16 protein-coding genes are annotated in these 19,972 nt (G+C 52.7%); 6 read left to right on the forward strand and 10 right to left on the reverse strand.

The annotated features are described in order from the left end of the window. Nucleotide 1: 1 nt before the first annotated feature. Nucleotides 2-505 carry a hypothetical protein gene (locus tag H8L32_RS14985; RefSeq protein ID WP_186948059.1) on the forward strand — a complete coding sequence of 168 codons (504 nt, stop codon included), beginning with the start codon at nucleotides 2-4 and terminating at the stop codon, nucleotides 503-505. Here H8L32_RS14985 and H8L32_RS27730 read toward each other — a convergent pair. Together H8L32_RS27730 and H8L32_RS14990 are read right to left on the reverse strand one after the other, a co-directional pair. Beyond that, on the reverse strand, nucleotides 502-657 hold the full coding sequence (locus H8L32_RS27730) for a phage virion morphogenesis protein (protein WP_230412228.1): 156 nt from the start codon (nucleotides 655-657) through the stop codon (nucleotides 502-504). The genes H8L32_RS14985 and H8L32_RS27730 overlap by 4 nt on opposite strands. Then, nucleotides 617-967: a phage virion morphogenesis protein gene (locus H8L32_RS14990; RefSeq protein ID WP_230412229.1), complete on the reverse strand. Its 351-nt coding sequence runs from the start codon at nucleotides 965-967 to the stop codon at nucleotides 617-619. The genes H8L32_RS27730 and H8L32_RS14990 overlap by 41 nt, the downstream gene beginning before the upstream one ends. Before the next feature lie 436 nt (nucleotides 968-1,403). Between H8L32_RS14990 and H8L32_RS14995 the strand changes: the two genes are divergently transcribed. Continuing rightward, nucleotides 1,404-1,742, forward strand: coding sequence for a hypothetical protein (locus H8L32_RS14995; protein WP_186948060.1), 339 nt, complete (start codon nucleotides 1,404-1,406; stop codon nucleotides 1,740-1,742). 114 nt (nucleotides 1,743-1,856) lie between these two features. On the opposite strand, the gene H8L32_RS15000 is transcribed toward H8L32_RS14995, so the two are convergent. The 7 genes from H8L32_RS15000 to H8L32_RS15030 all read right to left on the reverse strand — a co-directional run bounded on the left by H8L32_RS15000 (nucleotide 1,857) and on the right by H8L32_RS15030 (nucleotide 12,211). Continuing rightward, nucleotides 1,857-3,104 carry a Zn-dependent hydrolase gene (locus H8L32_RS15000; RefSeq protein ID WP_186948061.1) on the reverse strand — a complete coding sequence of 416 codons (1,248 nt, stop codon included), beginning with the start codon at nucleotides 3,102-3,104 and terminating at the stop codon, nucleotides 1,857-1,859. Nucleotides 3,105-3,126: 22 nt separating this feature from the next. Then, nucleotides 3,127-4,539, reverse strand: a complete 1,413-nt coding sequence (gene hydA / locus H8L32_RS15005) for a dihydropyrimidinase (RefSeq protein WP_186948062.1) — start codon at nucleotides 4,537-4,539, stop codon at nucleotides 3,127-3,129. A gap of 218 nt (nucleotides 4,540-4,757) precedes the next feature. Continuing rightward, complete coding sequence (locus tag H8L32_RS15010; protein ID WP_186948063.1) at nucleotides 4,758-6,206, reverse strand: NCS1 family nucleobase:cation symporter-1; 1,449 nt, start codon at nucleotides 6,204-6,206, stop codon at nucleotides 4,758-4,760. Nucleotides 6,207-6,618: 412 nt separating this feature from the next. Continuing rightward, on the reverse strand, nucleotides 6,619-7,893 hold the full coding sequence (gene preA / locus H8L32_RS15015; RefSeq protein WP_110255749.1) for an NAD-dependent dihydropyrimidine dehydrogenase subunit PreA: 1,275 nt from the start codon (nucleotides 7,891-7,893) through the stop codon (nucleotides 6,619-6,621). 1 nt (nucleotide 7,894) lies between these two features. Further along, the gene (locus H8L32_RS15020) at nucleotides 7,895-9,253 is read right to left on the reverse strand and encodes an NAD(P)-dependent oxidoreductase (protein ID WP_186948064.1); all 1,359 of its coding nucleotides are present in this window, start codon (nucleotides 9,251-9,253) and stop codon (nucleotides 7,895-7,897) included. Between the two features lie 134 nt (nucleotides 9,254-9,387). Next, nucleotides 9,388-10,887 carry a CoA-acylating methylmalonate-semialdehyde dehydrogenase gene (locus H8L32_RS15025; protein ID WP_186948065.1) on the reverse strand — a complete coding sequence of 500 codons (1,500 nt, stop codon included), beginning with the start codon at nucleotides 10,885-10,887 and terminating at the stop codon, nucleotides 9,388-9,390. Nucleotides 10,888-10,900: 13 nt separating this feature from the next. Continuing rightward, a complete protein-coding gene (locus H8L32_RS15030; protein ID WP_230412230.1) occupies nucleotides 10,901-12,211 on the reverse strand; it encodes an aspartate aminotransferase family protein in 1,311 nt (436 codons plus the stop codon). A gap of 269 nt (nucleotides 12,212-12,480) precedes the next feature. On the opposite strand from H8L32_RS15030, the gene H8L32_RS15035 reads away from it, so the two are divergent. From H8L32_RS15035 to H8L32_RS15045, 3 genes are all read left to right on the forward strand, one after another. Continuing rightward, on the forward strand, nucleotides 12,481-13,923 hold the full coding sequence (locus H8L32_RS15035) for an aminotransferase-like domain-containing protein (protein ID WP_186948066.1): 1,443 nt from the start codon (nucleotides 12,481-12,483) through the stop codon (nucleotides 13,921-13,923). Beyond that, nucleotides 13,916-14,539 carry a TetR/AcrR family transcriptional regulator gene (locus tag H8L32_RS15040; protein ID WP_186948067.1) on the forward strand — a complete coding sequence of 208 codons (624 nt, stop codon included), beginning with the start codon at nucleotides 13,916-13,918 and terminating at the stop codon, nucleotides 14,537-14,539. The genes H8L32_RS15035 and H8L32_RS15040 overlap by 8 nt, the downstream gene beginning before the upstream one ends. A 482-nt stretch (nucleotides 14,540-15,021) precedes the next feature. Beyond that, the gene (locus tag H8L32_RS15045) at nucleotides 15,022-16,656 is read left to right on the forward strand and encodes a DUF3369 domain-containing protein (RefSeq protein WP_186948068.1); all 1,635 of its coding nucleotides are present in this window, start codon (nucleotides 15,022-15,024) and stop codon (nucleotides 16,654-16,656) included. A 4-nt stretch (nucleotides 16,657-16,660) separates the two neighbouring features. Here the strand turns inward: H8L32_RS15045 and H8L32_RS15050 are convergent, their stop codons facing one another. Then, nucleotides 16,661-17,113 (reverse strand): MerR family transcriptional regulator, encoded by a 453-nt coding sequence (locus H8L32_RS15050; RefSeq protein ID WP_186948069.1) that lies wholly within the window; start codon nucleotides 17,111-17,113, stop codon nucleotides 16,661-16,663. An 82-nt stretch (nucleotides 17,114-17,195) separates the two neighbouring features. Here H8L32_RS15050 and H8L32_RS15055 point away from each other — a divergent pair, with 82 nt between their 5' ends. Further along, entirely contained in the window at nucleotides 17,196-19,877 is a 2,682-nt protein-coding gene (locus H8L32_RS15055) for a heavy metal translocating P-type ATPase (RefSeq protein WP_186948070.1), read from the forward strand. The last annotated feature ends 95 nt before the right edge of the window (nucleotides 19,878-19,972 follow it).

The following is a 19,972-nucleotide window of genomic DNA, read 5'->3' on the forward strand; positions in this document are numbered from 1 at the left end:
AATGGCTGACAACACTATTTTGGGAGCTGCGTGTGCTTTGGCTGGGGTGGCTTTATCTCAGGCCGTTTCAGTATTTCAATCACATAGAGAAAGGAAACATAAACACCAAATTCTACTTAGAGAGAAATATGAGGAATTTTCAAATATTTTTCTTGAGTCAAGAAAGCAAAGTTCAAAATTATATAGTTGCGAAACAAGTTCAGACATCATGGAGATTATGCTTCTCGATGATGCGAACAAGGCAATGTTAATTGCAAAATTATACTTCCCTGAACTTTGTGATCCTGTAAAAAAATACATAGATGCTTTTTCTGATTTGATTCAACATACGAATGATTATTATGTTGCATGTGGAACGAGTGCAGTTCGTGCCATAGCTACTGGTTATTTACAAACTCCAGAGAAGCAAAAAAAATTTGCTAAGATCGGTGAAGTTTACGGAGTAGCAAGTAATTTCTTAAATGATGAAATTGTTAAAAATTCCCAGCGCTACACTAAGTATTAAGGTTGAAAATATTTGAATAATGAAATTCTTATCTGTACTCTTTCTGCCGAGTTGAATCCTATTAATTCTCGTCTTGCGTACTTAATTTCTTGACCATTCTTTGCCACGCGGTCATTCAAGCCAAACTGATGCACTCGCGCAATTCTCTCCATGCGTCCAAAAAAATCCTACTGCAATTTCATTGACGTCTGCCTTCACTTTCAGGTGCGTATAGGTCCGTAGCTTGGTGTACATGGCGGCCTTCTGCCTTTTTATGCGCCCCTTCTTACCACGTATATCCTTGCGTGGTTTTCTTGGAGTATAGGTGATACCCTCCGGCGTCATCTGTGATTTGATGCGCTGTTGCTGGCTGCGACGCAAGTCCTGGGCGACCTGCAAATTCACTTTACGTCTTTGTGCCGGGTCGAGTTGAGCAAACAGAACGCTTGCCCATTGTTCCAATGCTTTGAGATCGTCACTCATTGGTCTGTGTCTATTTTCAGTACCTGCCATTCAGCCAGGAGACTTTCACCAGGTATAGTTGGCATCAGTGTGCGGCGTAGCCAAGGGTTGAGGGCTAACTAGAGTGAGTGAGAAAATGTAAATGCAGCGAATCTAACAGAGGATGATAATCTAAAAAATTTAGCAGTTCAAACATCAAAGAACGAGCCGATTTTTTAAGAGGCTTAGAAAAAAATTGCAAATTTAAGAGGTAAATAACCGAAACTATCCGACTTACGATATCCAATTAATTGCATGTTACTTATAGCTGAAAACAACGGCGCGAACTATAAAATCAGCGAAGCAGCAAAAAAAATATTCTCCAAAAACGATTAATCTGGACAAATCAAATTTGATCCACTTTATAATCAAATTCATCAGTTCAAAGCCTCAGAAAATAGGTTGGTAACACACAAAAATGACTCTTACAGTTACTGTAATATATGTGGATGAGTTAACATGGCGATTTGCAAACGAGATACCACTCTCAGCAGGAGCAAAGTTGGCAGGTCCTGAGCAGTGGCGAAACTCAGTTTATGGATCACAGAGAAGTGCCGAACTCGGGCTTTCTTTACTATACGCACTCAAGCATCAGAACATTCTTGTACTTGGGAGTGATATTGTCACATTGAAGACAGAAGTCACGGCCTTGCTTGATGCTTTAGATCATGACGAAACCTATCAGCATAGAATGGGCAATATTATCCGCGCCTGCGAGCTTGCAAGTGCTCAAGGCGCGGCGGTGTGGATTGCATGAAATGATGCAGTTAAAACCTAAGAAAGATGCTTGCAGTAGAAATCTACAAAGTCAAAAACTTCAAATTAAACAGCAAGCATCCATCACGGCCTATCTGAATTTTTCCAGATAAGCTTACCCAGCCCTCCCCAGCATCGCATGCAACAACACATTACACCCTGCCTCCAGGTGTTCTGACTTCGCATCTTCAATTTCATTGTGACTGATACCATCCTTGCAGGGCACGAAGATCATGCCGGATGGAGCCAGTCTGGCGGTGTAGATGGCGTCGTGGCCTGCGCCTGATACTACGTCCATGGTGCTGTAGCCCAGGGTGGCTGTGGCTTCGCGTACGGCGTTGACGCAGTCCGGGTGGAAGGGGCATGGGGGGTAGTAGGATACGCGTTCTACACTGATGCTCAGGCCACTGTCTTTGCTGGTTTTATCGACGAAGGCGAGAATTTCATTGTGCATGGTGTCCAGTAATTCGGACGACACGTTGCGCAGGTCTATGCTGAATTTAACTTCGCCGGGGATGACGTTGCGGCTGTTGGGGAATACCTGCACCATGCCTACCGTGCCACGGCCATAGGGCGGGTAACGATTGCCGATGTTGACGACTTCCTGCATGATTTTGGTTGAGATTTGCAGGGCGTCTTTGCGCAGGGCCATGGGTGTGGGGCCGGCGTGGGCTTCCATGCCGGTGACGATGCAGTCGTACCATGAGAGGCCAAGCACACCGGGGACGACGCCGATGACCTTGTCGGCATCTTCTAGAACCGGGCCTTGTTCTATATGGGTTTCGAAGTAGGCACCTATTGGGTGCTGGCCTGGTACTTCTGTGCCTTTGTAGCCTATGCGTTCGAGTTCATCGCCTACGGTTTTGCCTTCGGTGTCTTTGGCGGCATAGGCTGTTTCCAGCGAAAATGCGCCGCAGAATACGCCTGAGCCCATCATGACGGGGACGAAGCGTGAGCCTTCTTCATTGGTCCAGAAGGCGACTTCGATTGGTGCTTCGGTTTCTATGTTGTGGTCGTTGAGGGTGCGCACGACTTCCAGCGCGGCCAGCACGCCGTAGTTGCCGTCGAACTTGCCGCCGGTGGGCTGGGTATCGATATGGCTGCCGGACATGATGGGGGGCAGCGCCGGGTTCTTGCCTGCCCTGCGCATGAAGACATTGCCTATCTGGTCTATGGTGACGGTAAGGCCAGCCTGTTTGGCCCAGGAGACGACGAGGTCACGCCCCTGTTTATCGAGATCAGTCAGGGCCAGGCGTTTGACGCCACCTTTTTGTGTTGCACCGATTTGTGCCAGTTCCATCAGCGATGCCCAGAGACGGTCACCGTTTATGCGTAAATCCTTGCGTAGATTTGCGGTAGTCATATAAATCTTTCTTGATAATTTTTTATGCGCGCATTTTATTCAGCGCATGAAACATGGGTGAGAAGGATGGACGTTTGATATACCGCCCTGCTCCCATCTCCGCCATTAATTCACCTTGTTTGAAAACCAGTTTTCCACCGCTGATGGTGTGCGTTGGTATGCCCTTGACCTGGCGGCCTTCAAAGACATTGAAGTCGCCTTTGGAGAATTGTGTTTTGACGGACAGGGTCTTGGTGCCTGCGGCATCCCACAGGACGATGTCGGCATCTGCGCCTTCTGCAATCACGCCTTTGCGCGGGTAGATATTAAAAATCTGTGCGCAGTTGGCAGAGGTGACCTTGACGAATTCTGAAGGTGTCAGGCGGCCAGTATTGACGCCTGCATCCCACAGTACCATCATGCGTTCTTCTATGCCGCCACAGCCGTTTGGTATTTTGGTGAAGTCGTCCTTGCCTGCGGCTTTTTGGGCAGCGCAGAAGGTGCAGTGATCGGTGGCCGTAGTATGCAGGTTACCGCCTTGCAGGCCTTGCCACAAGGCTTCCTGATGCTGGCTGCTGCGGAAAGGTGGGCTCATCACATGGCCTGCGGCCTGGACGAAATCTTTATTTTTGTAAACGCTGTCATCGACGACCAGATGACCTGCCAGCACTTCACCAAACACACGCTGACCGTGGGCACGGGCGCGGGTGATGGCATCCAGTGATTCGGCACAGGATACGTGGACGATGTACAGCGGCGTGTTGATGACATTGGCGATAGCAATGGCGCGCTGTGCTGCTTCACCTTCGACTACAGGTGGGCGTGACAGCGGGTGTGCCTCTGGCCCGGTCTTGCCTTGCTTGAGCATTTCTTGTTGCAAGAGAAAAACCAGCTCACCGTTTTCTGCATGTACGGTGGGCATGGCACCCAGCTCTACGGCGCGGGCGAAACTTTTTACCAGAATTTCATCATCAGCCATGATGGCATTTTTATAGGCCATGAAATGCTTGAAGCTGTTGACGCCATGTTCGTTGACGAGCTTGCCCATGTCGGCATGGACTGTGTCATCCCACCATGTGACGGCGACGTGGAAGGAGTAATCACCGGCAGATTTTTCTGCCCAGCCACGCCAGGTGTTGAAGGCTTCCATCAGGCTTTGTTGCGGATTGGGGATGACGAAGTCGATGATGCTGGTGGTACCACCGGCCAGCCCAGCCGCAGTGCCGGTAAAGAAATCATCTTGCGTGACCGTGCCCATGAAAGGCAATTGCATGTGGGTGTGCGGGTCTATGCCGCCGGGCATGACGTAGAGGCCGCCAGCGTCGATGACTTCGGCACCGACAGGTGCATCGAGCTTGTCGCCGACGGCGATGATCTTGCCGTTGTCGCAGAGGACATCGGCTTTAAATTCGCGGTCTGCGTTGACGACAGTGCCGCCGCGTATCAGTATGGTCATGACAGTTCCTTCATTGTTCATTGGGTGTGCAAAATTACGGAAGTCGCTTCTCGTAGGTTGGGCGAAGTATCGTAGGTTGGGCCGGGCCTCGCTAGGCTACGCTTCACCAGCCCAACACTCGGCCTTAAAAAACGTATACGTAAGTTAAAGCCCAGTGTTGGGCTGATACCCCGTAGCCCAACCTACGTTCTTGCAACCTGCTCCGCTATTTTGCACATTCAAACCTTCTTACCGTTCATCAAACCCATATACACCACACCGGACAAGGCAAGGCCAACGAACCAGGCGTAGGTGTAGATGGTTTTTAATACTTCTGGAATAGCCGGGAAGCTGGCAGGGAAAGCCGCGTTCAAAAAACCCGGGATATTCGGCAAGACGCCGATCACGAAAGCGATCACGGCGGCCATGTTCCAGCCATTTTTATAGCTGTACTTGCCTTCATCCTGATACAGGGCGTTGACATCAATTTCTGTCTTGCGGATGAAGTAATAATCAATAATCAAAATACCGGCTATGGGGCCAAGCAAGGCGGAATAGCCTATCAACCAGGTGAAGATATAGCCCTGGGTAGATTCCAAAATCTTCCACGGCATCATGATGAGAGCAATGGATGCGGTGATGTAGCCACCGGTTTTATATGAAATCAGTTTAGGGTTCAGGGCCGAGAAATCATACGCCGGGCCAACCAGGTTGGCAGCCAGATTGACGGATACCGTGTCTATCAGCAAGATCAGCAAGGCGATCAATACGGCAACGCCAGTCATGCGGCTGGCGAGGTCTACCGGATCCCACAGGGCTTTGCCGTACAGGACAACAGTGGCAGAGGTGACAATCACTGCCAGCAAGGCCAGCAAGCCCATGGGGGCGGGCAAGCCTATGGTCTGGCCGAGGATCTGGTCTTTTTGTGATTTGGCGAAACGGGTAAAGTCGGGGATATTCAAGGCCAGGGTAGCCCAAAAGCCAACCATTGCTGTCAGTGAAGGCCAGAAGGTGCTCCAGAATTGCCCGGCTTTTTTACCGCCTTCGACGAATTGCGATGGTTGATCCAGTAGAGGGCCAAAGCCACCAGCCTTGTTATAGACCCAGCCCAGCAGAACGAAACAGATAAGTATTTTAAGCGGTGCGGTATAGGTTTCCAGCTTGCGTATGGATTCCATGCCGTGGAAGATATACCAGAACTGTATGCCCCAAAAAATCAGGAAACAGACCAGTTGCGCTGCGTTAATGCCCAGACCGGCAATATTGTCACCACCCAGAGGATGACCGATCAACACCCCACCCAGGGTATAAATCATTTGCCCGCCAAACCAGGTTTGTATGCCATACCAGCCACAAGCAACAATGGCACGCATCAAAGCAGGCAGACGTGCACCACGCACGCCAAAGGAAGTACGTGCCAGCACGGCATAGGGAATACCGTATTTGGCACCGGCATGGCCTATCAGCAACATGGGGACGAGTACGATGGCATTGGCAATAAATACGGTCACTACCGCCTGGTAACCTGACATGCCGCCTTCGATGAGGCTGGCTGCCAGGGTATAGGCCGGGATACACATGACCATACCCACCCACAAAGCGGCAAAGTGATACCAGCGCCAGGTGCGCTGTGCTTCTGAAGTAGGTGCTAAATCTTCATTCCAAAGTTGCCCGCTTTGTGTCTGCATATACTCTTCTCCAGGTGGAATATTCGAAAAAATTTCAGGTACAAAAGCTGTAGCAAACTTTATTCCAGATACTGATGATGTGCAAACGTTGGGGGGAAAATCTAGTCTCTTTTTTTCAAACACGTATGCCTGCATCAATTTTGTGATTATCAAACCTTGGCAGATATCCCCTCCCTTTCAAGGGGAGGGCTAGGGTGGGGATGGGTTTCGGTAAAACTCTATCATTCACGCCTTTGCTACAGAACCCCATCCCCATCCCAACCTTCCCCTTGAAGGGGAAGGGGCTTATATCGAGCCTTTGCAAATATTTCAGCTAATCCAAAATCTCACATTTTTATACGTCTGCAGGAAATAATTTGCGCCATTTATACACAAAGAATTTATACCCCCACTCCCCTCCAAGTACAAGCAATTATTTCAACACAGCACGCGGGTTACGTGGGTCTTGCGTCCAGTTCATATATGGCTTGCCAGTTGCCTGGGGCACCATGGTGATGCACTGTTCTACCGGGCAGGTGATCTGGCAGAGGTTGCAGCCTACGCATTCTTCCTTGATGACTTCGTATTTGCGGGTGCCATTGTCGGCGATCAGTTGCGCGATGGACTGGTGCGATGTGTCTTCGCAGGCAATGTAGCAGCGGCCGCATTGTATGCATTTGTCCTGGTCGATCTCGGCAATGACGGCATAGTTCATGTCCAGGTATTTCCAGTCTGTCGTATTGGCGACGGCTTTACCGGCAAAATCGCTGATGCGCTCATAGCCTTTTTCATCCATCCAGCGCGACAGGCCGTCTGTCATTTCCTTGACGATGCGGAAACCATGCAGCATTGCAGCAGTACAGACCTGCACCGAGCCTGCACCCAGCGCCAGGAACTCTGCTGCATCGCGCCAGTTACCTATACCGCCTATGCCAGAGATAGGCAGGCCCTTGGTGGCCGGGTCACGGGCGATTTCTGCCACCATGTTCAAAGCGATAGGCTTGACTGCGCTACCGCAGTAACCGCCATGCGTGCTTTGCGTGCCGACGATGGGGCGGGCGATCATCTGGTCCAGATCGATAGACGTGATGGAGTTGATGGTGTTGATCAGCGATACCGCATCAGCGCCGCCATTGAAGGCAGCGCGGGCTGGCACGCGCACATCGGTGATGTTGGGTGTAAGCTTGACGATTACGGGCAGTGAGCAATACTTTTTGCACCAGCGCGTGATCATCTCCACATATTCTGGCACCTGCCCTACGGCTGCGCCCATGCCGCGTTCTGGCATGCCGTGCGGGCAGCCAAAGTTGAGTTCTATTCCGTCGGCACCTGTCGCTTCTACCAGTGGCAGGATGCGCGCCCAGCTTTCTTCTTCGCAGGGGTACATCAGCGATACGATCATGGCGCGGTCTGGCCAGTCTTTTTTGACTTGCGTGATTTCACGCAGATTGATTTCCAGACTGCGGTCAGTGATGAGCTCTATATTATTAAAGCCAATGACTTCACGGTTCTTGCCAAAGTGGGCGGAGTAACGCGAAGAGACGTTGACCGGTGGTGGGTCTTCACCCAGGGTTTTCCAGACCACGCCGCCCCAGCCTGCTTCAAAAGCGCGGATGACGTTGTAGGCCTTGTCAGTCGGTGGTGCAGAAGCCAGCCAGAATGGGTTCGGTGCCTTGATGCCGGCAAAGTTAATCGAGAGGTCAGCCATATTACACCTTCGCTTTCAAATCATTATCAATCGCCAGCGCTGCCAGCTTGCCATGTTGGACTGCCTGCACGGTCAGGTCCTGCCCGTCAGCGATACAATCACCACCGGCATAAATGCCGGATACGCTGGTGCGGTACTGCGCATCCACATGGATTTTGTCATTCTGCTTTTGCAGGTCTTTTGCCAGATCATCAGACAGGCTGCTGTTGTCCATGCTTTGGCCGATGGCCTTGAAAATGGCTTGTGCGGGAATATCGATAGTGGCGCCACTGGCTTGCAATTTGCCGCCCACTTCTTTGGTGCGGGCAAAGCGCATGCCGCTGACCTTGCCTTCGGCATCACACAAGACTTCTTGCGGTTGCGCCCAGGTGACGATACGCACCTGATTGGCTTTGGCGATGTCCTGTTCATGATGGGTGGCAGACATATGTTCTGCACCACGGCGATACACCAGCGTAACCTGCTCCGCACCAAGGCGGGCGATTTGCACTGCCATATCGATAGCGGTATTACCGGCACCGATGACCACGCATTGTTTGGGCACGGGTAATTTGCTCAGGTCTTCTGCCTGACGCAGCTCGGCGATGTAATCAACCGCTGCCATCAGACCAGGTGCATCTTCACCTGTCAGGCCCAACTGGCGGCTGGCACCAAGACCCAAGCCAAGGAAGACTGCATCGTAATCACGGCGCAAGTCTGCCAGGTGCAGGTTTTGACCCAGTACCTGCTCATGCTTGACGGTGATACCGCCAATTTGCAGCAGGAATTCCACCTCGCGTTGAGCACTGTCTTCTGTCAGTTTGTACTTGGCGATACCGTATTCATTGAGGCCGCCGGATTTTTGTTTGGCTTCAAAAACCACGACATCATGGCCTAATGTTGCCAGCCTGTGCGCACAGGATAAACCTGCGGGTCCACCACCGACGATGGCGATTTTTTTGCCGCTGCTGGCAGCGCGCTGGAAAGGATGTTGTTCAAATTTTGCATTGTCGAGTGCAAAGCGTTGCAGCAGACCGATCTTGACTGGTGCACCTTCTGCATCATGATTGCGCACGCAGGCATGCTCGCACAAAATTTCGGTCGGACAAACGCGCGAGCAGCTTGCACCGAGTATGTTTTGATCGAGAATAACTTTGGCTGCACCATTGATATTGCCGACAGCAATATTCTGGATGAAGCTGGGTACGTCAATTTCTGACGGACAGATGCGTGTGCAGGGAGCGTCGTAACAATAGAGGCAGCGGTAACTTTCTATCGCTGCCTGGCGCTTGTTCAGTGCCGGATTCAAATCAGTGAAATGCGAACGCAGCGTTTCCTGACTTTCTTCTGCCTGGGGTAAATGCTTAAGGGCTTCCAACATGGTGGCTCCAATCGATCTCTAATTACTAAATTCGTTTTTACTGCATTTATCTAAGCAAGTTTCGTGACAGCTAAACCTCTCAAAAAACTTACGCAATTGGTGCAGAATTGGTGCAGGCTTGCGTAAGTTCATCTCTATTTATTTTGCGGGAAAGAAAACTCCGCGCCCTTACTGATGCTGTCTGGCCAGCGCTGCATGACGGCTTTGACGCGCGTATAAAAGCGCACACCTTCTGGTCCATAGATATGATGATCACCAAACAGGCTGCGCTTCCAGCCACCAAAACTATGGAAAGCCATAGGCACAGGCAAAGGTACGTTCACGCCGACCATGCCGACCTGTATCATGCGCACGAATTCACGCGCCGTGCCGCCGTCGCGGGTGAATACAGCAACGCCATTGCCGTATTCATGCTTGTTGATGAGGTCTGCCGCCGCTGCCATATCTGGCACACGCACTACGCACAGAACAGGGCCGAAAATCTCTTGCTTGTAGACTGTCATTTCTGGCGTGACGTGATCGAACAGACTACCGCCGCAGAAAAAACCTTCTTCGTGACCTGGCACGGTGAAGTTGCGTCCATCAACGACCAGTTTTGCGCCTTCTGTCACGCCTTCGCCGATCAGGCTTTCTATGCGTTCTTTGGCGGCATGGGTAATGACCGGGCCCATTTCTGCATCCGGTGCCAGACCGTTATTGATCTTGAGAGATTTAACACGTGCTGCCATGGCATCAACCAGGGCATCTGCGGCAGAACCAACGGCAACTGCGACCGAGATGGCCATGCAGCGTTCGCCGGCAGAGCCATAGGCTGCGCCCATGAGTGCATCGACTGCCATGTCCAGATCAGCATCCGGCATGACAACCATGTGATTTTTTGCGCCGCCCAGTGCCTGCACGCGCTTGCCGTTGGCGCAGCCACGGGCATAAATTGCCTGCGCAATCGGGGTGGAACCAACGAAGCTGATGGCCTGTACTTCCGGATGATCAAGCAGCGCATCGACGACCGTTTTATCACCTTGCACGACATTGAAAACACCGTCAGGCAAACCCGCCTGCTTGAGCAGTTTGGCATGCAGCAAGGATGCGGATGGATCACGCTCTGACGGTTTCAACACAAAAGTATTGCCACATGCAATAGCGATAGGGAACATCCACATCGGCACCATGACGGGGAAGTTGAATGGCGTGATACCGGCGACTACACCCAGCGGCTGGCGCATGCTGCAGGCATCAATGCCACGGGCGATCTGTTCGGAATATTCGCCCTTCAACAGTTGTGGTATACCAATGGCAAACTCCACCACTTCTATACCGCGTGCGACTTCGCCCTTGGCATCAGCCAGGGTTTTGCCGTGTTCCTGCGTCAGCAGATTCGCAAATTCATCGGTGTGCTGTTGCAGCAGGTTCAGGTAAGCCATGAGCACGCGGGCGCGTGACAGGGCTGGCGTATTTGACCACGACGGAAATGCCTTGCTGGCAGCGGCCACGGCCATGTCCACGTCTTGCGTGGTGCCCAGTGCGACCTGCCCCTGCACGGAACCCAGTGCCGGATTATAGATGTCGGCATAGCGTGGCTGCACGCTTTGATGCAGTTCGCCGTTGATGTAATGATTGACTTGATAGTGGGTCATGATGGTCGCCAGATTAATCCAGGTGTTTCAGGATGTCGGTCAGTTTGCCGAACAGTTGATCGATATGTTTTTTCTCCAGTATCAATGGAGGTGACATGGCGATGATGTCGCCGGTCGTGCGCACCAGCACACCTTCAGCAAAGGCTTTCTTGTAGGCGGCCATGGCGCGTGCACCGACCTTGCCTGGCATGGATTCGAGCTCTATCGCACCGATCAGGCCGACATTGCGCAAATCTATGACGTGTGGCAGGCCTTTCAGGGAATGCAGGGCATCTTCCCAATAGGCGGTCATGCTTTGTGCATGTTCCAGCACTTTTTCTTCCTTGAAGACTTTCAGCGAAGCCAGGCCAGCGGCACAGGCCAGCGGGTGACCAGAATAGGTGTAGCCATGGAACAGTTCTATGCCTGCCGGGCCATCCATCAGGGTGTCGTAGATTTTTTGATTGCTGAACACCGCGCCCATAGGCACGACACCATTGGTCAGGCCTTTGGCAGTGGTCATGAAGTCTGGTGTCACACCAAAATAATCAGACGCAAACGGCGTGCCCATGCGGCCAAAGCCGGTGATGACTTCATCAAATATGAGCAGGATGCCATGCTTGTCACACAGTTCACGCAGGCGTTTCAGATAGCCTTTTGATGGAAGGATGACGCCGGCAGAGCCAGCCAGTGGTTCAACGATGACGGCAGCGATGGTGGAAATGTCGTGTAGGGCAATCAGGCGTTCGAGTTCATCTGCCAGATGTGTGCCATATTCTGGCAAGCCGCGTGTGAAGGCATTTTTTTCCAGGTTATGCGTATGCGGCAGGTAATCAACACCGGCCAGCAAAGTGCCAAACTGTTTGCGGTTGGCTGGCAAACCACCGAGTGACATGCCGCCAAAGCCTACACCGTGATAAGCGCGTTCGCGGCTGATGAAGCGGGTACGTTGTGCTTCGCCACGGCTGCGATGATAAGCCAGGACCATTTTCATGGCTGTATCGACGGCTTCTGAGCCGGAATTGGTGTAAAACACCTGGCCGAATTTGTTGCCGGTATATTCAATCAACTGTGCGGCCAGTTCAAATGCATCCGGATGTGCCATCTGGAAAGCCGGTGCGTAATCCAGTGTCGCGACGGCATCTTGCACCGCTTTCACCACAGTCGGGTGAGAATGCCCCAGCGGCACGCACCACAGGCCTGCCGTACCGTCGAGTATCTCGCGGCCGTTCTGGTCGCGGTAGTACATGCCAGAGGCAGACGCCACCAGGCGCGGTGCCTCTTTATAGTCACGGTTAGCCGTGAAAGGCATCCAGTAGGAATTGAGTTGTTGTTTGCTGAGCATGGGCTTCTCCTGAAAACAATTTACCAAGTGGTAAAAATATGCTGAAATGCTAAATAAGCATATGCAGTAATGACATATACAGCCAGTTTAATTTCATCCAACCGTATTGGTAGCCAGAACAACACAGTTACGTTGGAACTTGCAAAAAACCGCCCCAGCTGCGTTGTAGCTCCTAGCCGTACTAAAGTACTGTCTTCGTCGCTACGCCTTGCTGGGACGATTTTGTGCAAGTTCCATTAGATTGAGTATGTTCAGCGAGGAGTAAAAGCATGGACGCCGTAAAAGAACAGCAGGCAGTAGAACAAAGCCCGGTCTGGCCGCAACTGGCGCTGGAGCGTAGCCGTCAGGCCAGTCTGGTCGACCAGATTGTGCAAGAGGTAACGCGGCTGGTACGCCAGAATCACTTGCCGCTGGGCAGCAAGATGCCTTCGGTGCGTCAGTTTGCCAAATGCAATGCGGTCAGCACCTTTACAGTTGTGGAATCTTACGAGCGGCTGATTACCCTGGGCTTGCTCAGTTCTCGCCGTGGTTCTGGTTATTTTGTCACCAAACCGGCCTGTACACCACAGCCGCTGGCGCAGGTGGCGGTACCCAGCGCTTTGGATGCGTTGAGCCCGGATCTGTATTCTGGCGTATCCAGCGCCCTGCCCGTGGGTTCAGGCTGGTTGCCACCGGAATGGTATGGCGATGATATTTTGCTGGATGCGCTGAAACAATCGATGCGCATCCCTACCCAGCGCCTGCGCGGTTATGGCAACCCTCTGGGCTTTCCCAGCCTGCGCCAGCACCTTGCCAGCAGTTTGTCGCAGGAACTGTTCAGTGTGGATTCAGAACAGATTTTGCTGACCCATGGTGCTACCCATGGTTTTGACCTGATCTTGCGCACGCTATGCAAGCCGGGTGACACTGTACTGGTCGAAGACCCCGGTTACAGCAATCTGTTGTCCCTCATACGCCATCACGGTTGCATACCGATAGGCATCGCCCGCGATGAACAGGGGCTGAACCTCGATAGCCTGCTGGAAAAAGCCCTGCTGCACCAGCCCAAGTTGATGTTTGTCAACACTGTGCTGCAAAACCCCCTGGGCACCAGCCTGACACCCAGCCAGGCGCACCGTCTGCTTGCGCTGGCGGAGCAGTTTGATTTCTGGCTGGTCGAAGATGATATCTATCGTGAACTGTGCCCACGGCCAGAACCTTCGCTGGCGGCGCTGGATGGCTTGCGCCGCGTGATACGGGTAGGCAGTTTTTCCAAGACACTGTCACCTACCCTGCGCGTAGGCTCAGTCTGTGCATCGCATTCACTGATAGGTGAATTGCTGAGGGTGAAGATGCTGGCCGGCCTAACCACTTCCGAAATCAATGAACGTGCGGTACTGCATGCGATCAGTTCACGCCTGTACCGGCGTATGCTGGAAAAACTCAAACGCCAGTTGGAAACATCACGCAATGCCAGCATGGACATGTTGCTGGCCGCCGGTTTGACACCTTTGGCCGTACCACGTGGCGGCATGTTCATCAGCGCTGGCTGGAAGGACAGCAAGGCGAATGCCAGCGATATCGCACGCCAGGCTTTGCAGGAGGGCATTTTGCTGGCACCGGATGAATTTTTTAGTCTGCATGCGAATGAACACCCGTGGTTCCGTTTCAATATCGCCTACAGCGATGCGGATGTACTGAAAAACTTTTTGATGAAGCAGCGTCATGGATAGGGCGCCAGACAAACTGACGCGCTCGCGCGATGCACTGGAAGCACGCATTGTGCAGGCTGCGGTGGAGGTATTTGCCGAAGCCGGATATGCCGGTAGTTCGCTGGCGTCCATCGCTGAACGGGCGGGTCTTTCCAAGCAGAATTTGCTGTATTACTTTTCTACCAAGCAGATCCTTTATGAAAAGGTATTGGACCAGGTGCTGGATCAGTGGCTGGAACGCATGAATATCCTGGCCGACCCGGACCAGGACCCGGCGCAGCTATTGCGCAACTATATAGCTGCCAAGCTGCGCTTTTCGCGTGAACAGCCGCAGGCTTCGCGCGTGTATGCGATGGAAGTCATCAGTGGTGCACCGGTGTATGCAGAAACCATGCGGAATAAAATTTTGCCACTGCTGCAAAAAGATATCGCGGTGTTTGAAGCCTGGATAGCCGCTGGCAAGATCGCTGCCGTCAATACCACGCACCTGCTGTTTGCGATCTGGGCCATGACACAATCATATGCCGATTTTTCTGCCCAGATGAGCCTGGTGCTGGGTCACAGCCCTTTGAATGAACATGATTTCCAGGAAGCAGAGAAAATGATCGTGGAAATGGTACTCAATCACGTTTGCTGATCCTGAAAAATTATATTTTCCCCATCCGGATGTCTGCTTGCCCAAGCAGACATTTTTATTTAGGACTTACGCAAAACCGCCCCAGCTGCGTTGCAGCTCCTCTCCTAGGAGCCGCGTACTAAAGTACTGTCTTCGTCGCTACGGTGTAGTCGGGGTTTCAGACAACATGTTGTCTGCCGACGTAACTAACCTCCCCTGCAAGGGAGGTTTCCTAAAAGCGTTAGCCTTGCTGGGACAATTTTGCGTAAGTCCTATTATTTTAAAAAGAGATATTTACAACACGGTCAACAATTGTGAACAAGACTTGCCAGCCATCAACAAGAGTGGCAGGATGTTAGCAGTCACCTATGGTCGCCCGCAACGTCACGCACGCAACGTCACGCACCGTCAGTAGCGCAGCAGGTCCATATTCAATACAGGTTCAGCACAGATTCAAATTAGCAGGTTCAGCAGCAAGCAACAAACCATGACCGGGGGAGTGTATGAATCACGAACAGGGATCAGAAGAAGACTGGATCATCGAAGATGATACGCATGACAAGTCGCAGGAACAGCTTGATGCTTCTTTTGAAAACCGACCCTGGCGCCTGCTGATTGTTGATGACGAAGAAGACATCCACGCCGTCACCCGCCTTGCCCTGAACAATATCGTCTTCAAGGGACGTCATCTAGACATTCTGTCTGCCCACAGTGCGGCCCAGGCCTTTGAAATACTCAGCAGAGAAATCGACATCAACCTGATCTTGCTGGACGTGGTAATGGAAACCGAAGACGCCGGTCTGCGTCTGGTAAAACGCATACGCGAAGAACTCAAGAATCAGATGGTGCGCATCGTATTGCGTACCGGCCAGCCAGGCCAGGCACCAGAAAAAAGTGTCATCGTCGATTACGATATCAACGACTATAAAACCAAGACCGAACTGACGACGCAACGCCTGTTCACCACCGTGATTGCCTCGCTGCGTGCATATGAGGGCCTGCTGTCGATAGAACGCAGCCGCGTGGGCCTGACCCGCATCTTGCAGGCATCGGCCAATCTGTATGAATTGAAATCGCTGAAGGAATTTGCATCTGGCGTGTTGAACCAGATCGGTGCCATTCTGGATGTGGGGGCAGACGGGGTGTTGTGCCTGTCGCGCAATTCGGCCTGCGCTAGCCCGGGCAGTATTCCTGCCGGCAGCAATGGTACGTCGCTGAACACCAGCATCATTGCTGCCACCGGCAGTTACAGCGACTGGGCTGGCCTTGATCGCCTGCCACCTGATTGCGAATGGACAGCCATCGTTGAAAAAGCCTTTTTCGAAAAGAAAAGCCAGTTCCAGCATCCTGTTGATGTATTGTTCATCCACACCCGGCAGGGACATGAATTCGCCATCCTGGTGACACCACCATGGCCATTGGGACAAATGCAGCGCGACCTGCTGGAATTATTCTGCGACCGCATTGCCGCTGCCTTTGATAATCGTTACCTGAACGAGCAATTGCAAAGAGCCCAGGAAGCATCGGTGGTGGCCCTGACCGACCTGGCAGAATCACGCGATACCGATACCGGTGGCCATGTGCAGCGCGTCTGCAAGCTGACCAATGCCATCGCGGCAGAATTGAAACGGCGTGACAGTTTTCCGTCCGACCTGACGCCGCAGTTCATGGAGATGGTGGGTATCGCCAGCATTCTGCATGATGTCGGCAAGGTAGCAACGCCGGATGCCGTATTGCTGAAAGCTGGCAGCCATGACAGCAGTGAAAGAAAAATCATGGAATACCATGCGCTGGCTGGCGAAACAGTACTGGCACGCGCCGCCACGATGGTGGATGGCGTCAGTTACCTGACGTATGGCTCACAGATAGCCGGCAGCCATCATGAGCATTTTGACGGGCAGGGCTATCCTCGCCACCTGAAAGGCGCGGATATCCCGCTGTCAGCCCGTATTGTTGCGGTGGTGGATGTGTTTGACGCCCTGCTGCACCGCCGCCCCTACAAGGAACCTTGGTCGCTCAAGGACACCATCGAATACATCAAATCCCGCAGCGGCAAGCAGTTTGACCCGGCCGTGGTGGATGCCCTGATCCATTACATCAGCACCGAACAGCCTGACTGGGTCGCTGACGGCGAGTAATTACTCACAAGTCCTGGCTATGGCATGCCATGCCGTCAGTTGGTTTTCTGCTGGCCAGCGCCTGTATGATGGGGCACTGCGCTTGCTGATCCGATGAAGCACATTGCCGTATCAAACCAGTCAGCATATCTTCCATGCGATGCAGGTCAGCCAGTTTGGCTTGCACCTGCGTCAAACGTTCTTGCGCCACATCGCGTATCGCCTGCCTGTCATTACCATCTTCCAGCGTCAGCAGATTGGCGATTTCATCCAGGCTGAAACCCAGTTCCTGCGCCCGCTTGATAAACCGTATGCGTTCGGCCAGATTGGCTGGATAAGTCCGGAAACCAGTGGCAACCTCGGGCACCGGCAACAGATTACGACGCTGGTAATAGCGTATGGTTTCCACGCCGACACCGGCCGCTTTAGCCAATTGCCCTATCGTATATTGATCTGCATCATGATCTGTATCAAACATCGCTGAAAAGTCCTTGACTCTGTTCCTGGGTACGGAGTCTATGATAAGGCAATCAAACAAATTATGTAGTGGAGGACTGGAAATGACGCAAGATCATCAAGAGCACCAGCATGGTGATAGTTGCTGTGGACACAAGCATAGCGCAGAACCCGCAGCAGAAAAGAAGTACACAGACCCGGTCTGCGGTATGCAAGTCAGCAAGAATCCAGAGAAAACGGCCCGTTTCCAGGGTATTGCCTACTATTTTTGCAGTAATTCCTGCGTCAGCAAGTTCAATGCGACGCCGGAAAACTATATCAAGGCAAAAAAGATCATAGCCATGGGTAGCGTAGGTACGGCTACAGTCGCTACTGCTGTATCGACCAGCACCAAAGAAGCAGCATCCTGCTGTGGCGCTGGCGCAGATGTTGGTGCAGATGTTGGCGCTGATGCTGGCGATACTATGCAAAGCGACGCCCAGGGCGAGCACCAAGACCCTGTGTGTGGCATGCGCGTGAATGCTGACAGCAAGCACCAGTTGGTGCATGAAGGCCAAAGCTATTATTTTTGCTGTAATTCTTGCCTGGAAAAATTCCGCAAAGACCCTGCTGCCTGGCTGGACCCGGCCAAACGCCCTGCGCCCAAGGCGGTGGCAAAAGATGCGATATTCACCTGTCCCATGCATCTGGAAATTGAACAGATCGGCCCAGGCACCTGCCCCCTGTGCGGCATGGCACTGGAACCAAAAGAAGCCAGCATGGAAGAAGACACCAGCGAGCTTGATGACATGCGGCGTCGCTTCAAGTTCAGTCTGGTGCTGAGCGTGCCACTGCTGATCATGACCATGGGTGATATGTTGCCTGGCGTGTCTTTTCACGGGCTATTGGGTATGACGGTCTACAACTGGCTGCAGTTCCTGCTGGCGACACCTGTCGTGCTGTGGGCTGGTCTGCCATTTTTTGAGCGGGCGCTGGCGTCCTTCAAGAGCATGCATCTGAACATGTTCAGCCTGATCGGTGTAGGTACGGCAGCAGCTTATCTGTTCAGCCTGGTCGCATTATTATTGCCGGATGCCTTGCCAGCCGCCTTCAAGATGGATGGCATGGCACCGCTGTATTTTGAGGCGGCTGCGGTCATCATTTGCCTGGTCTTGCTGGGCCAGGTACTGGAACTGCGTGCGCGTTCACAAACCAATGCAGCCATCAAGGCATTGCTGGGCCTGACACCGGCGACAGCAATACGGATTGCTGATGATGGCAGCGAGGCTGAAATCACGCTTGATCAGGTGCTGGTCGGTGACCGTTTGCGCGTCAAACCGGGCGCCCATATCCCGGTTGACGGGGTATTGCTGGATGGTCATAGCAATGTGGATGAAGCCATGCTGACCGGGGAACCGCTGCCAGTCAGTAAACAAGTCGGGGACAAGCTCAGCGCTGGCACCATCAACCAGCAAGGTAGTTTCAGCATGCAGGCGCAGCGCATAGGCAAAGATACTTTGCTGGCCAGTATTATTGATCTGGTCAATCAGGCCGGGCGTTCACGCGCACCAATACAGAAACTGGCCGACCAGGTATCGGGCTGGTTTGTGCCGGGTGTGATAGCTGCTGCCGTGCTGGCATTTGCTGGCTGGGCTGCGTGGGGACCAGCACCGGCACTGGCGAATGGTTTGATGGCCGCCGTATCGGTACTGATCATTGCCTGCCCTTGTGCACTGGGCCTGGCGACACCGATATCAGTCACGGTAGGTATAGGCCGCGGCGCGCATGATGGCGTATTGATCAAGGATGCTGAAGCACTGGAGAGGCTGGAAAAAATCGATACCCTGGTGATAGATAAAACCGGCACGCTGACCGAGGGCAAGCCAAGCATGCAAAACTTTAAAGTTGTAGCGGGTGAAGTTGTAGCGGGTGAACCGGAAGCTGATTTGCTGGCACTGGCAATGACGCTGGAACAGCGCAGTGAACATCCGGTCGCGCATGCCATCGTCAGCTATGCAGAAGCACGTGGCAGCAAAGCAGTCAGCATCAGCGATTTCATGTCCGTCACTGGCAAGGGTGTCAGTGCCAATATTGATGGCAAAGCAGTATTGCTGGGTAATCCGGCGCTGCTGAAAGAGCATGCAATAGCCATGCAGGAATTTGAACCACAAGTTGCGGCATGGCAGGCACTGGGCCATACGGTCATGCTGATGGCCGTTGATCAAAAAGTGGTGGCCTTGCTGAGTGTGGCCGACAAGATCAAGGCCAACAGCAAGGAAGCCATCGCACAATTACAGCAACAGGGCATGCATATCATCGTGCTGACAGGTGACAATGCCATCTCGGCACAGGCGGTAGCCAAACAACTGGGGCTGGATGATGTACGGGCCGACCTGCTGCCAGCTGACAAGTTCCGCATCGTTCAGGAACTTCAGGCCCAGGGTCGCGTGGTTGCCATGGCAGGTGATGGCATCAATGATGCCCCGGCACTGGCCCAGGCTGATGTCGGCATTGCCATGGGCAGTGGCACCGATGTCGCCATGCACAGCGCCCATGTGGTGCTGGTGAAAGGCGATTTACGCGGCATTGTGAAAGCACGCTCCCTCAGCCAGCAAGCCATGAAGAATATACGGCAAAACCTGTTCTTTGCCTTTGCCTATAATTTTGTCGGTGTGCCTGTCGCTGCCGGGCTCCTGTATCCGTGGTTCGACATTTTGCTCAGCCCCATGATCGCCAGTGCCGCGATGAGCCTGAGTTCGGTATCGGTGATCAGCAATGCGCTGCGTCTGCGCAAGGCAAAATTGTAGGCAAGTTCAGGGGGATATCTGGAAACAGTGAAGGAGTCATGTCGCTATTTTCATGCCACAAGTTTCGTGCGACAAGTCAGGCATTGCGGCAGGAA

Source organism: Undibacterium hunanense, assembly GCF_014284335.1.
Lineage (GTDB): Bacteria > Pseudomonadota > Gammaproteobacteria > Burkholderiales > Burkholderiaceae_D > Undibacterium > Undibacterium hunanense.